10 protein-coding genes are annotated in these 13,606 nt (G+C 61.2%); 8 read left to right on the top strand and 2 right to left on the bottom strand.

Annotated features, from left to right (window positions below):
- Positions 1-152: 152 nt before the first annotated feature.
- Together QCE88_RS33170 and QCE88_RS33165 are read right to left on the bottom strand one after the other, a co-directional pair.
- On the bottom strand, positions 153-1,514 hold the full coding sequence (locus tag QCE88_RS33170; protein WP_309909579.1) for a hemolysin family protein: 1,362 nt from the start codon (positions 1,512-1,514) through the stop codon (positions 153-155).
- 61 nt (positions 1,515-1,575) lie between these two features.
- Entirely contained in the window at positions 1,576-2,694 is a 1,119-nt protein-coding gene (locus QCE88_RS33165; protein WP_309909576.1) for a HAMP domain-containing sensor histidine kinase, read from the bottom strand.
- 709 nt (positions 2,695-3,403) lie between these two features.
- Between QCE88_RS33165 and QCE88_RS33160 the strand changes: the two genes are divergently transcribed.
- The 8 genes from QCE88_RS33160 (at position 3,404) to QCE88_RS33125 (ending at position 13,342) form a co-directional block, all read left to right on the top strand.
- Positions 3,404-4,489 carry a glycosyltransferase family 2 protein gene (locus tag QCE88_RS33160; protein ID WP_309909574.1) on the top strand — a complete coding sequence of 362 codons (1,086 nt, stop codon included), beginning with the start codon at positions 3,404-3,406 and terminating at the stop codon, positions 4,487-4,489.
- A 26-nt stretch (positions 4,490-4,515) separates the two neighbouring features.
- Complete coding sequence (locus QCE88_RS33155; protein WP_309909573.1) at positions 4,516-6,006, top strand: N,N-dimethylformamidase beta subunit family domain-containing protein; 1,491 nt, start codon at positions 4,516-4,518, stop codon at positions 6,004-6,006.
- Positions 6,007-6,419: 413 nt separating this feature from the next.
- A complete protein-coding gene (locus tag QCE88_RS33150; protein ID WP_309910995.1) occupies positions 6,420-7,691 on the top strand; it encodes a flippase in 1,272 nt (423 codons plus the stop codon).
- A 310-nt stretch (positions 7,692-8,001) separates the two neighbouring features.
- Positions 8,002-8,163 (top strand): hypothetical protein, encoded by a 162-nt coding sequence (locus QCE88_RS33145; RefSeq protein ID WP_309909572.1) that lies wholly within the window; start codon positions 8,002-8,004, stop codon positions 8,161-8,163.
- A gap of 580 nt (positions 8,164-8,743) precedes the next feature.
- On the top strand, positions 8,744-9,895 hold the full coding sequence (locus QCE88_RS33140) for a glycosyltransferase (protein WP_309909571.1): 1,152 nt from the start codon (positions 8,744-8,746) through the stop codon (positions 9,893-9,895).
- Positions 9,896-9,905: 10 nt separating this feature from the next.
- Positions 9,906-10,988, top strand: coding sequence for a glycosyltransferase family 1 protein (locus tag QCE88_RS33135; RefSeq protein ID WP_309909569.1), 1,083 nt, complete (start codon positions 9,906-9,908; stop codon positions 10,986-10,988).
- Positions 10,989-11,020: 32 nt separating this feature from the next.
- Positions 11,021-12,214 carry a glycosyltransferase gene (locus tag QCE88_RS33130; protein ID WP_309909568.1) on the top strand — a complete coding sequence of 398 codons (1,194 nt, stop codon included), beginning with the start codon at positions 11,021-11,023 and terminating at the stop codon, positions 12,212-12,214.
- Positions 12,215-12,244: 30 nt separating this feature from the next.
- Positions 12,245-13,342: a glycosyl hydrolase gene (locus tag QCE88_RS33125; protein WP_309909567.1), complete on the top strand. Its 1,098-nt coding sequence runs from the start codon at positions 12,245-12,247 to the stop codon at positions 13,340-13,342.
- The last annotated feature ends 264 nt before the right edge of the window (positions 13,343-13,606 follow it).

The following is a 13,606-nucleotide window of genomic DNA, read 5'->3' as shown; positions in this document are numbered from 1 at the left end:
TGCGCAAGCAAGCATCTGACGGAAAAGTTCTGCTTTGCGGCAGTCGTCAACCGGTTGATCGACTTATCAACCGGTATAACTTTTTAATCGCAATGTTATTTGATTCAGCAGCGGATGCGCTGTTGCGCCAATCGAAACCGATCAGCGCCCACTCACTCCGTTTCTTCGAGCGCTTCTTCTCGTGGATAGACCCGCACCAGCACGATACGCGGTCCCTTCATCTTCTTCACCACGATATCGAACTGTTCGAACTCCACACGCTGCCCTTCGCTCGGCAGATCGCCCAGCGCATTGATCACGAGGCCACCGACCGATTCGGCACGGCCTTCATCGATATCGATGCCCAGCGCCCGTTCCAGCGACACCACAGGCAAACTGCCCTTGCCCATCAGTGTGCCGTCGTCCATGCGTGACCAGTCCGCATCGCCTTGACGGAACTCGTCGTGGATCTGACCCACGAGCGCGCCGAGCAGGTTGTCGAGCGTGATGAAGCCGATCGGCTTCGCGCCCTTGCGCCCCACGATAGCCAGATGCGGCGCGCCCTTGCGGAAGCGGCGGAACAGTTCGAGCGCCGAGAGGTTCGGCGCCACGTATTGCACCGGCCGCACATGACGGGCGAGTTGATCGAGCTTCTCGGCACTCTTCGTGAGATGGAAGTTGAAGCCGCGTCCTTGTCCGTCACCCGCGAGCAGCAAATCCTTTAAATGAATCATGCCGATCACGCGTTCACCCGATGCATCCGCGTACAGCGGATAACGCGAGAAACGATGCCGCGAGATCACGGCAAGGTTATCGCGCGTCGGCAAGTCGTTACGCAGGCCGACCAGTTCGTGCGCGGGGCGCATCAGGTCGGACACGGTCATGCGGCTGAAATCGAGCGAGTGCGCGATGGTGTTCCACTCGTCCTCGTTATAGGAGGACGCGCCGCCGTGACGCCGGCCGCGCAGGATCAGCTTGAGTTCATCCGTGGAGTAATGCGTGTCGTGACCGTGTTCCTCCGACATGCCGAAGAGGCGCAACACGAAGTTAGCGCTCGAATTCAGCACCCAGATGAACGGATACATCAGCCAGTAGAAGCCGTACAGCGGCATGGCGAGCCACAGCCCCACTTGTTCCGAGCGGCGGATGGCCCACGACTTCGGCGCAAGCTCGCCCACCACGATATGCAGGAACGAGATGACCGTGAAGGCGAAGAACAGCGAGATGGATTCGATGAGCTTTTCCGACTCCACGCCGATCAGCGCGAAGAGCGGATGCAGCAAGGTCGCGAATGCCGGTTCGCCGATCCAGCCGAGACCGAGGGAAGCCAGCGTGATGCCGAGCTGGCAGGCGGACAGATAGGCGTCGAGCTGCCCGTGAACCTTCGCGAGCAGACGGCCCGGCAGGCCGTTGGTCCGCGCGATTGCCTTGACGCGCGTGGGCCGCAGTTTGACGAGCCCGAACTCCGCCGCGACGAAGAAACCATTCAACGCGACGAGCAACAATGCGCCGATCAGCGCAACGACCTGAGCCAAGGCAACTCTCTTCGAAAGTGGAAAGCGTCAGTATAGAGGCGACAGCAAATCGAAAGTAAATTCACATCCCTGCGACAGGAATGCGCACCGACAACGTGACCTCGGCGTTGTCCGCGATGTCGCTCTGCTCGAAACCGCCGCCATGCGCCTCGGACACGCGCTTGCACAGCGCGAGCCCCCACGCGATGCGCCCGCCTTCACGCGGTTCCAGCGCCTGCCGGCGCGCGAACGCTTCGAGCACATGCGGGGACGCCGTGTCGCTGAGCGCCTGCGCGGACGCGGTGAAGCGGACATCAGTGCGCCACATGCTGCCTTCGATATTGCTGGCCGCCCGTACGGTCGCGCCGGCCGGGCCCGCCTCGGCGGCGAACGCCAGCATCAGCCAGAGCGTTTGCAGAAGGCGCTCTGCGTCGCCTTCCACTTGTTCTTCGGCGAGCGGCGTGTCGAGTTCGATGCTCACGCCGCGCGCATTTGCCACACTCGCACGCGCCAGCGCCGCGCTTTGCTCCAGCAGCGGACGCAACGCGACCGGCGCCACCGCGACCTGCAAGGCCTTGGTCTCGGCGCGCGTGGTATCGACGGATTGCTCGATCAGCTTCACCTGCTGCTCGACGCCCGAGCGAATGCCGGCGAGCGCACGTTGCGCGGCGGGATCGTTTGCGTCGACCTTGCGCTCGAGTACATAACCCCAGCTGTGGATGGCGTTCAGCGGACCGCGCAAGTCGTGCGACACGATGGACAGCACATGGTCGCGCATGAAGAGCGCGGCCTCGGCGCGCAGATGCGCCACACGATCGAGATGTTCTTCAGCGCGTTCGGACGCTGACGGCGACACGATCAGCGTGACGCAATCCTGGCCCGGCAGCGCGATGATCGCAAAGGAACGCGTTGCAGCGTCCGCGCCGATGCTCACCTGCGCGCGGCGCGTGCCGTTGCCGGCCAGCGCGGCGTCGGCGGTTTCGCCGAGCACGGTTGCAAGCGGACCGGGCAACGGCGTTTCCGCCAGCGTACGGCCGTTCAATGAAGCGGAATCGAGATCGAAGAGATGAGCAAAGACGGCGTCGGCCGACAGGCACCGCTGAGCGGCGTCGAGCACCAGCACGCCGTCGTTTCCTGCAACGGCCGCGTCGAAGGTCCGGGCGCCGCCCGTTTCGACCGTACTGGAAAAAGACGTTGTCACGGTTAGGGTCCTTGCTGTTGGGCTAGTGCGGTTGATGTCAAGGGAAGGCAACGCTTCGCAACGACGGTGAAGACCTGCGGATCATGCAGGCAGACGGCCCTCATGAATGGATTCTGCAAGTCATTATATGTGAGTGCCTTCCGTGCATGCTGTCGCCCTCCGCGCCCGTTTCCCGCCTGAAGCCGACGCGCAAACGTTACACGCGTTCAAGTTCGGCGCTTCATCGGATCTGACGAACAAGCTTCCAGTCCGTAAGATGCGAGCGTTTTGAGCTCGCAGCACGTTTCGCTCCTGGCATAAAGCGGCGTTACTCTCCTTGCATTTTCTTAAACACGCGTTACAAATTCTCGGGTTATCCGTTCTGATATAGCCGCACTCCGCATTTAATCAAAGCGCGCAGTCAGAAGTTAAGCGGTGCCCGCAAACGCAATAGGGGCGTGGCATTGCCCGTATCGATGATTGATATGCACTGATTTGGACCAGCCTACTCGATTCAACCGGCTTAGCGCCCGCTTTCAAATAGGCGCCGGCGCGCAAATAAAAAAACAAACCGGCAACGGCTAATTTCCATGCGTGCGTACGCGAACATTCCCGGCTTACAACTGCCTATAGGATTCCACCTGACCAATGACGCATTGGACAGCCGGCGCGCATGAACCGGCCTCTGCCACGGTGGCCTCAATACCAACACTAACCGGTGACACGAGCTATGACACGCGTCCACAACGGTACTCGCAAGACCCTGCTGTCGGTGATCATCCCCGCGTATAACGTGGAGCATTTCATCGCTGCCTCGCTGGCGTCCGCGCTCTCGCAGCCGCGCTCGGAGGAGATCGAGCTCATCGTCATCGACGACGGTTCAACCGATCACACGCTCGAACGCATTCTCGAGGTGCAGCGTACGGAGCTGGGCCGCCACATCCGCGTGATCCATCAGGAGAACCGCGGCGTGTCCGCCGCGCGCAATCGCGCGATCGCCGAAGCGACGTCGCCGTACATCGGCTTCCTCGATTCGGACGATGTCTGGTCCGAGGACTTCACGCAGAAGATCATGCCGTTGCTGGACCAGAACGTTGCCGACATCATCGAGTTCAATGTCGGGATCATCAATTCGGCAGGCAAGGTGATCGACAAGGTTCAATTGATCGATCCCGCGACGGTCGGCACGCGTCCATGCAATCTCGATGCGCTGCTGGACTTCGCCCGCGTCTATCAAGTGTTCCCGGCCGCGCGCGTGTACCGGCGCGCGCTGTGGGACGGCATCGAGTTTCCCGCGGGCCGCGTGTACGAGGACGCCGCGGCCATTCCGCTCGTCTATGCGCGCGCCAGCACGCTGTTCCGTCTCGCCGACAACCTCTACTTCTATCGCCGCCGCGCCGGCAGCATCACGACGCGGGCAACGCCCTTTACGGTCACGTCGCTCACGATCTGCGCCGAAGAAACCATGGAACGCTGCAATGGCGGCCCGCTCGATGCCTTCTGGCTCGCGATGTTCCACAAGGTCTTCTCGTACGCGTGCCATCAGGCGGCCCGTGTCGATGCAAGCGCGTTCGCCGAAGCCATCCGGACCGTCGAAGCCACGGCCGCGCACTATCGCGCGTTCGCGGTGAATCGGCGGGATACGCCCGGTGAGTTGTTGTTTCACAAGAAGATCGTCGCGGATCGCCGCTGGTTCCAGGCCAAGCGCATGGTCAAGCGGGTGCTCGGACTCGAACTGCGTCCGCCTGCCGCGCCGGCGCGCGCCGTGCCGTCCGCCAATCTGCGCGGGCGTCCGTCCGCGGGCAGTCAACAATGATAAAAATGTCGTAAGGGGCCTTCAGCATGCAGATCTACCCGAAGAGGCCCGGCTTCACCGCGGGCGAGTCGTTCGAACTCGCGGTGCAGCCGGGTTCGCGTTTTTCTGTCGCGATCTATCACCAGGGCAATGACGAAACGCTGACCAGCATGGGCGGCATCGCCGTGCAGCCGGGCGGCGCCGTGCAGGCACAGTTGCAGAACGGCAAATACGTCTTTCAATCGCCGGGACGCGCGGGGCGTCCGCGTCACGATGAGGACTGGAACTGGCCGACCATTTCGATCCGTCCGAATGCCGACGACATCGAGAGCGGCGCATACGTTGCGATCGCCTACGAAGTGGGCGCGAACGGCGAGCCGCTCGACGAACTGGGCCGGCGCGCCGCCGCGCACAAGCCGATCTTCGCAGGACCGCCCGCCTCCGACAGCATGGCGCTCATCATCGCGCGGCCACGCAAGCCGTCGGCGGAGATCGCCTATATCGTGCCGATCAACACATACCACGCCTATAACTCGATGGGCGGCGGCTGTTACTACGGCGACCCGATCCACCGCACGCAGCCGCAGACCACAGTGAGCGTTCAGCGTCCGGGCGGCGGACTCGGTGCGCAACTCGGCGAGCCGACCGATCCTTATGATCCGCGCTCGCCGCGTCAACAGTTCACGCACTGGGATGCGAAGTTCATTCGCTGGCTGCGCGCGGAAGGCATTGCGTGCGACTTCTATACCGATCACGACCTGCATCGCGGCACGGATCTGAAGCTCGAGAACTATCGCTGCATGCTGAGCGTCGGGCATCACGAATACTGGTCGACGCAGATGCGCGAGCGCGTGGCGCGGTTCATCGCGCAAGGCGGCAATCTCGCCATCTTCAGTGGCAATACCTGCTTCCGTCCGATCGACTTTGGCGACGCGCCGATCGAAGGCGACTATACGGTGATGAACCGGCTCGGCGAGAAGTGGCCGGGTTATGACGAATCCAGTCTGATTGGTCTGAGCTACGCTTATGGCGGCGGCAAGTACGGCGTGTGGAAGCGTTTGCGCGGCGGCTGGATCAAGCGCGAACGCGAGGCGATCGGCTACACCGTGCGGCAAGCGGACCACTGGATCTTCGCGGGTACGGGTCTCGTCAATGGACAGACCTTCGGCGCGCAAGACCGCCTCGTGGGCTATGAAGTCGATGGCGTGCCGCCCGAGCCGAATGGCTTCGTGACGCTCGCGGACACGGTGCGATTGACCGGATGGGACATGGGCGGCGTCGGCGCGATGGGCGTGTTCCAGCCCGATCGCAACGGAGGCCCGCGACAAGGCCTCGTCTTCAACGGCGGCACGACCGACTGGCCGCGCGTGCTGATGGACCCGGAAGCGGAGAGCCGTGTGATCGTCGATCAGATCACGCGCAATGTGGTGCGCCGCTTCATCGGCATGCAATCCCGCGTCATTGCACGCACGGACGTGGCAGCGGATGAACCGCCGGCATGCGCCGTGCAACGCGCAAGAGACGGTGCCTTCGCCTGAGCGGAAGCGTGCAGCCCGTGCTCGTTTCTTGCCTGCGCCCTAACAGGGTTATGCCGGATTTTCAATCGCTCAAAAGCGTTGCGAATCCTGCATTGCGTGGGCCAACCCACTGATGATTGCGGCCGCGACCTGTCAAATGCATACGGTAGTACAAGTGTCGCCGTCATCGGGCTATAGGGTGCCCGGAACCGGTGCGTTGTGCGCAGCATCCGTTCACTCGACCCGGGCGGCGCCCGGGTATGCAGACAGCTTTCTCCGCATGCCGCATTGACGGCGCGGCCTACAAGCGAAACTATTCGCTTGTGGCACTGTCATGTTTAGGCCCACCGCTCAGGCGCAAACGCAAGACGTTTGCGATCTTTGCCCCTCAGTCATCAAGATCACGCACAGCTCCAAGCCGGGAAAACCGTTCAATGGCTTCATTCAAGAAGAACTTTACGATTTTGATGACGCTGCAGGTATCGACCTACCTTGCACCGCTCTTGACCTTGCCGTGGCTCGCACGCGTGCTGGGGCCAAGCGAATATGGACGCCTTTCGTTCGGCCTGGCATTTACCGCATATTTCATTTCACTCACGAATTACAGCTTCTCTCTCACTGCCACGCCCAAGGTGTCCATCAATCGCGGAGACCGTGCGTTGCGTTCGCAGGTCTTCTGGGAAACGATCCTCACGCAGGCTGCGCTGGCTGTCGCCGGCCTGATCGTCCTGGTCGTGCTGACTTCCGCCATTCCCTATCTCGAAGAGAACCGCGAACTGCTGTTGCTAGGCTACGGCCAGGCCATCGGCGCGATGCTGATCCCGACGTGGTACTTCCAGGGCATCGAAGATCTGGGGATGTTGAGCGGCTTCGTGTTCGTGGGCCGCGCGCTCAGCATTCCCGCGATGTATTTGTTCGTGCGCCAGCACGACGACGTGTATATCGCGATGGCCGTGAATGCGCTCGTCCCACTTTTGTCAGGCGTCGCAATTTGCATTTATTTGTATTTTCGACGTGAACTGGATTTCGTCAGCGTGTCGTTCAGGACCATCCTGGAACGTCTGAAGGAAGGCTGGAGCGTGTTTATCGCGACGTCGCTGGTGGACATCTACGCATCGAGCAACATCGTGTTGTTGACATTCATCTCGGGCAATGTGGCGGCAGGCTACTTCGCTGCAGGCGACAAACTGATCCGCGCGGCATTGAATATGCTCCAGCCGCTCAAGACCGCCGCTTATCCGCGTATCAGCTTCCTCATGCACCATGCCAAGGATGATGCGTTCGCGTTCTTGCGCAAGATGTTCGTATTGCAAGGGTCGATTGTCTCGCTGATCTCGCTGTGCATCTTCTTCGCCGCTCCGCTTGCAGTAAAGCTCTTGTATGGTCCGCAGTTCTTGCCTACGGTAGAAGTGCTGCGCTGGATGGCGTTCGTGCCGCTCATGGCCGGGCTCTCTGATCTCTTCGGCGTTCAGACGATGCTTCCGCTCGGCATGAAGAGCCATTTCAGCCGTGTGCTGATTGGTTCGGCGGTCCTGAATTTCGCCTTGCTTGCCGTGCTGGCGAAGCTCTTCGGCGAGCAGGGCGCAGCGGCCACGGTGCTGATCGTCGAGACCTGTGTGGCAGGCGCGATGGCCCTGACGCTGCATCTCGAGAAGGTGCCGTTCCTGCGCCGGCCCATCACCGAAGGCGCGGGATCGGGCACGTAATCGCGTTATGTGACCTGCCTCTCCTAAGCCGCGGAGTTACACGGTCGAGCGCACGTAAAGGCGTAACAGGTGCGTGCTATAAAAGCAGCAAGGGTGTCGTGCAGGTTGATGAAGGCCTTGTGAACCAGCCGCGTGAATGACTGCCCCTTGATGAAGAATCGGTGCGCGGCGTTGGTGCGGCGCCGCGCGTTCGATAGCGGCCTACTCCAAAAGTTGCATGCTTGTATGTGGAGCAGCGCACGGACCAGAGCGAGTCGAGTCCGATATCGTATTGGTACGAACAGTTAATTAATTAAGTGAGCGGTCCGACATGGAATCAGAGGATACGTCCATCGAACGTGTGCAGAAGCTGGTGGACCAGGCGCAGAGCCTGCGCATGCAATCGGTCGCAGTGCCGCTCAAGGATCTGCGCATGCTTCTGCAGGTTTGTGAAGCGGTGATGGCTCAGCACAATTCGTCTACCGCCAAATAGCGGTGACGCAGTGAGTAATGAAACAGTCATATCAGCAGAGTAAGGCTTTGGTTTGATGGGTCCTGAGCACGGGCTCAAGGAAAGTGCTCAAGCCGTTCCGAAAGGCACGGCTTGGAGAAGTCAAAAATATGATTGATCAATCGGGCTTTACGTCTCGCAACAGGTGGTCGTAGTCAGACGATCGACCTGCGCCCTATCGGCGCGACGCGGAGCAATGTTCGCAAAGACCGGTATCGGAGTGTCTTCCGTGCCAGTGCGAGCCGGACGAATGCTTCTGGAATCCAGGCTTGGGAAGCAAGCTTGACGGGGGTTCCTCGTGGAAACAGTCGCGAGGAACGAGTAATGCTTGGGTCGGAGCGCGCGGCAGGGATGGAGCGGTTTGTTTTGCGCTCCATTAGTACTCCAACGCGCACATTACCGGATTCTTTAATGTGCTCTTCGAGGTGGGCAGGCGCCCTCCCATCTCGCATGCATTCGGCGCGCTTGAAAGTGTGATGTCCTTAACTGATAACGATTAGGCCGCTTCCTTCTCATGTGGTCGCCGCGGGCACTCGGCGACACGACAAACGATGAGTTCAATATGAAAGAGATCGTCCATATAACCGAGGCTTTCGGAGGCGGAGTTCTGTCAATGCTGACGCAGCTTTCCAATCGCGCAGCGGCCGCTGGAGTCGGCGTAACGATCCTTCATTCGATTCGGCAGGAAACACCGATTAACTTTTCCAAGCTCTTTCATCCGGCAGTCAAGCTTACTTACGTCAGCATGTTCCGCGAAGTGAGCGTCAAGAACGACTGGACCAGCTTGTGGAGCCTGGTGCGCAAGCTCAAGGAGCTCGATCCTTCGGTGGTGCATCTGCATTCGTCGAAGGCGGGCGTGCTGGGCCGCGCCGCCGCCCGCATCGCCGCGCCCCGTGCCCGCGTGTTCTACTCGCCACATGGCCTTGCGTTCCTGCGTCGCGATGTGTCGCCTGTCAAGCAATTCGCTTATCTGAGCTTCGAACGCATTGCTGCACGCATGGGCGGCACCATCGTCGCGTGTTCGAAAAGCGAGCTGAGCGAGATCGAAACCCGCATGGGCGCGCGCGAGGCGCGCATGATCGAGAACGGTGTGAATGTTCCCGAGATTCCGCCGCGCATCGAGCGCAATCCTGGCGATGTCGTGGTCGGCATGAGCGGTCGCGCTTCCTATCAGAAGAACCATCAGGCATTCGTGAAGCTTGCCAGCGACTTGAGCGGCCCGTCCGTCAAGTTCCTGTGGATTGGCGGCAATCTCGAGGAGCTGCCGGGTCAAATGAAGAGCGGCGCGGTCACGTGCAGCGGCTGGGTGACGCGCGAACGCGCGCTCGAGCTGACTTCCGAACTCGACATCTACGTGCAGACTTCACGCTGGGAAGGCATGCCGATCGCGCTGATCGAAGCGCAGGTTGCGGGCATTCCCGCCGTCGTGACCGATGTGGTCGGCAATCGCGATGTCGTGCAACATGGCGTGACCGGCTTCGTCGCAACGAGCGTTGAGGACATGGCCAAGTACATTGCCATGCTGCGCGACGACCCCGCATTGCGCGCCCGCATGGGTGCTGCATCGAGGGAATCCGCAAGCAAGCGTTTCTCGATGGACACGATCTTCCGCCAGTGGCTCTCGGTCTATCAGCTTGGCTCCGACCGGCCCACGCGCGAGCTCGCCTCGAAAGAGGCAGCCTCGTATGAAACCAGCTCCGACTCCCAGTTCTGACGCCTCTTCCATGGACACTTCCATCGCTACGAACAAGCTTGTCTATAACGGGCGCTTCACGAGCCAGAAAACCACCGGCGTCCAGCGCGTCGCGCGCGAACTCGTCGCGGCGCTTGGACAACTGCCGCAGGGTTCGCATGTCACGCTCGCCGTGCCGCCGCAACCGGGTCTCGATCCCGTGGATGGCGTCGAGACGGTCAAGCTTGGCTTCGGCAAGGGCGTCTTCTGGGAGCAGCTCGTGTTGCCGCTGTTCGCAGGACGCTCGCGCATCGTGAACCTTTCGAATTCCGGCTCGATCTTTCGCGCGAACCAGATCATCTACATGCACGATGCCGCGGTGTTCGATACCCCGTCGCATTTCTCGTGGAAGTTTCGCACCTGGTATCACGTGATGTTCTGGATCCTCGCGCGCACCTCGAGCTGCGTGCTGACCAATTCGAAGTTCTCGCGCGACCGCCTGGCGCATCATGTGGGCGTGCCTGCCGAGCGCATCGGCATCGTGCCGCTCGCGGCGGATCATCTTGATCACATCACGCCGGATACGTCGGTGCTCGACGAGCTCAAGCTCACGAAGAACCGTTACGTGCTCGCCGTGAGCAGCATGAACCCGACCAAGAATTTCAAGCGGCTGGTCGAGGCGTTCATGCGCCTGAACGATCCGTCGATCGATCTCGTGATCGTCGGCATGAAGAACGCCACGATCTTCGGCAAGGCCCAGGACCTGTCCAGCGCGCCCAACATCAAGCAGGCGGGCTACGTGAGCGACGAACAACTCCGGGCGCTGTATCAGCATGCCGCGTGTTTTCTCTATCCGTCGATCTATGAAGGCTTCGGCATTCCACCGCTCGAAGCCATGCGCAACGGCTGCCCGACGCTCGTCGGACGCGCCGCGGCCCTGCCGGAAACCTGCGGCGATGCGTCGGTGTACTGCGATCCCTATTCCGTCGACGACATCGCGGGCAAGTTGCGTGAACTGCTCGACTCGCCCGCGCTGAGCGAAGAATTGCGCCAGCGTGGTCTCGCGCATGCCGAACGTTTCCGCTGGACGGAGAGCGCGCGTCTGCTCAAGCAGTACATCGACACGCCGCAATGACGGGCGCACGCGCGCTGCAAGGGAGAAAGCCGGTGAAGTTGGGAATCTATTGCGACTCGGGCGTCAACGGCGGCCATGAGGAAATGCTGAAGCGTTTCATGCTCGCGCTGGTTGCGAGCGCGCAGGTCGACACCCTGCACGTCCTCGTGCCGGCTGCGAACGAAGCACTGTCGCGTCATGTGCGCGAACTCGCCGCCCAGCATCCGAAGGTCAAGGTCATCGCCCTGTCCTACACGGCTGAGTCCATTCGCGGCAACGTCTTCGCGCTGCTGCGCATGATCCGCTCGACCGCGGCCACGTTGCGCACGCTGCGTCTCGACAAGCTGATGATCGCGCAAGGCACGATCGCTTCAGGGCTCGCGGGGCTGATCGCCGCGCGCCGTGCACGCACGACGGCGGTAAGCTATCTGCCGCTGGTGGATGACGCGCCCGTGAAGGCCGGCCGCGCGGAACAGGTCAAGTGGCTCGTGAAACGCGTGCTGTATCGCATGCCGGACGAATACGTGACGCTCAACGAGCATCTGCGCGACAAGCTGCGCTCGCTCGCGCCCAAAGCGCGCACGATGATCCTGGAGAATTACGTCGACGACCGTTTCAGCCGTTCGACGCTCTCGAAGGAAGCCGCGCGCGCCACGCTCGGACTGCCTGACGATGGCACGACCATCGTCGCGCAGATAGGCCGCTTGAATTTCCAGCAGAAGCGTCAGGACTTCTTCATGGAGGCCATCGAGCGTAACGCGAAGGCTTTCAGTCATACGCTCGTGCTGATCGTCGGAGAAGGACCGGATGACGCGCGCCTGCGCGAGCGCATCGCGGCCAGTCCCGCGCTGTCCGCATGCGTGCGCATGGTCGGACCGCAAAAGGACGTGCTGCCCTATATCATCGCAAGCGATGCCCTGGTGTTGCCTTCGGCGTATGAAGGCGTGCCGCTCGTGATGATCGAGGCCGTGCTTGCGGAGCGGCCGATCGTCGTATCGCGGGTCTCGGGCCTCGATTCCTATCTGCCCGACGCACTGCTGTTCCCCGCCGACGACCGCGAAGCCTTTGTACAGCGTCTGTTCGCGGCGCGCGATTTCTCCATGACATCGTTGCGCGCCGAATTCAGGCGTCGTTTTTCGCGCGAAGCTTTCGACGCGCAAGCGCAACAGGTGCTGCTGCCCACCAGCGCCCCGCGCGATGCAGGCGCTCATTCCGCGCCCAACCATTCCGACGTGCTGGCCAAGTAACCGCGCGCACCTTTTCAGAGGTCAACGCCGATGCGTACCTTCCTGGTCGCCGTCTCCGTATTGGGCGCACTGTCGTGTGCGGCCCTCCTGATGTCCTCGCGCAGCGGCTCGCACGATGCGCATCACAGCAATCGCTCGATCATCGCCGATGCCGAAGCAGCCGAGCCGCCCGCGCCAAAGCTCGCGTGCGGCAAGGGGACAACCGGCGTGTTTTATGGCATTGCAGGTCATCTCGAACATCGCGGCGCGTATCGCATGAGCGATTACGATCTGCAGATTTCGCAACTGCGTGATCTGGGCATCACGATGTACGCCCAGGATGTCTCCAGCGAAGGCAGCGCGAACATGGTCGCGGATTTCGCCCGCGCGGCCGCCAAGCAATGCATCGGCGTGCTCGCGCTCGTCACGCCCTTCGAACAGGAGAAGCGCGCGAACGAGCAGGAGACGTACGAACGCGCCTATGCGCTCGGCAAGACCGCGGGCCGCGTGCTCAAAGGGGTGGTTACGTACTATCAGGTGGGCAACGAGTACGACAACTGGACCATCAGGGGCGCCGACCGCAGCGGCGAGCATCCGTCCGACTATGACAACGCGATGTTCATGAAGGCGCGCGGTTCGATTCTCGGGCTCATCAAAGGCATTCGTGAGAGCAATCCGGATGCGAAGATCCTGCTGACATCGTTCAGCTGGCTTCACTATGGCTTCACGGACATGCTGTTCGCCGGCACGCAGCCGGACGGATCGAGCGGTCATCCCATCCCGCAGTGGGACATCACCGCGTGGCACTGGTATTCGAACATGGGTTCGATCACGGCGGCGGGCCAGAACAAGGTCAACGTGCTGGAGCGCCTGCGCGACAGCTATGGCAAGCCCATCTGGATCACCGAGTACGGCGTGCGTCCGAATCATCAGGATCCGGGCGGCTATCTCGTGGGCAAGGATGCATTGAAGGGTTTCGTGTCGCTTGCGAAGACCTACAATGTTCAGAACGTGACGCTCTACGAGCTCTATGACGATCAGCGCTATGGCGGCGATGGCAACTACGGCGTAATTGCAGACGATGGAAAAACGCGCAAGCCTCGCTTCAACACCGTGCGCGATTTCATCAAATCCAACCCGATGCCTTAAATTTTTAACGCTTTGATGCTACAAATACGGCGGCCGCAGAACCGCCGATTATCGCGCAAAACGGCCCGTGCGCAAGTGGCGTTCCCGACCTTGCAGGGCATCGAACGTTCGCTACTTAACAGACGCGCTCACCTCCTGACAGGAAGATGGCTTTGACGCTAATTGCTTCAAGGCCTTTTGTATCGTTGCGCAAGCGAATCGTCGCAATGAAGGTGCGGTGACGCGCACGAGTCGGCGGGCACGGGTCGAGGCACGAAGTGTGCT

The sequence above is a fragment of the Caballeronia sp. LZ035 genome (genome assembly GCF_031451175.1).
Lineage (GTDB): Bacteria > Pseudomonadota > Gammaproteobacteria > Burkholderiales > Burkholderiaceae > Caballeronia.
The sequence above is the reverse complement of the archived record's forward strand: the minus strand, read 5'-3'. Positions and strand labels throughout refer to the sequence as shown.

Coding starts and splice junctions, on each gene's coding strand:
- QCE88_RS33160 (WP_309909574.1), top strand. CDS start 3,404: ATGACACGCGTCCACAACGGTACTCGCAAGACCCTGCTGTCGGTGATC.
- QCE88_RS33155 (WP_309909573.1), top strand. CDS start 4,516: ATGCAGATCTACCCGAAGAGGCCCGGCTTCACCGCGGGCGAGTCGTTC.
- QCE88_RS33150 (WP_309910995.1), top strand. CDS start 6,420: ATGGCTTCATTCAAGAAGAACTTTACGATTTTGATGACGCTGCAGGTA.
- QCE88_RS33145 (WP_309909572.1), top strand. CDS start 8,002: ATGGAATCAGAGGATACGTCCATCGAACGTGTGCAGAAGCTGGTGGAC.
- QCE88_RS33140 (WP_309909571.1), top strand. CDS start 8,744: ATGAAAGAGATCGTCCATATAACCGAGGCTTTCGGAGGCGGAGTTCTG.
- QCE88_RS33135 (WP_309909569.1), top strand. CDS start 9,906: ATGGACACTTCCATCGCTACGAACAAGCTTGTCTATAACGGGCGCTTC.
- QCE88_RS33125 (WP_309909567.1), top strand. CDS start 12,245: ATGCGTACCTTCCTGGTCGCCGTCTCCGTATTGGGCGCACTGTCGTGT.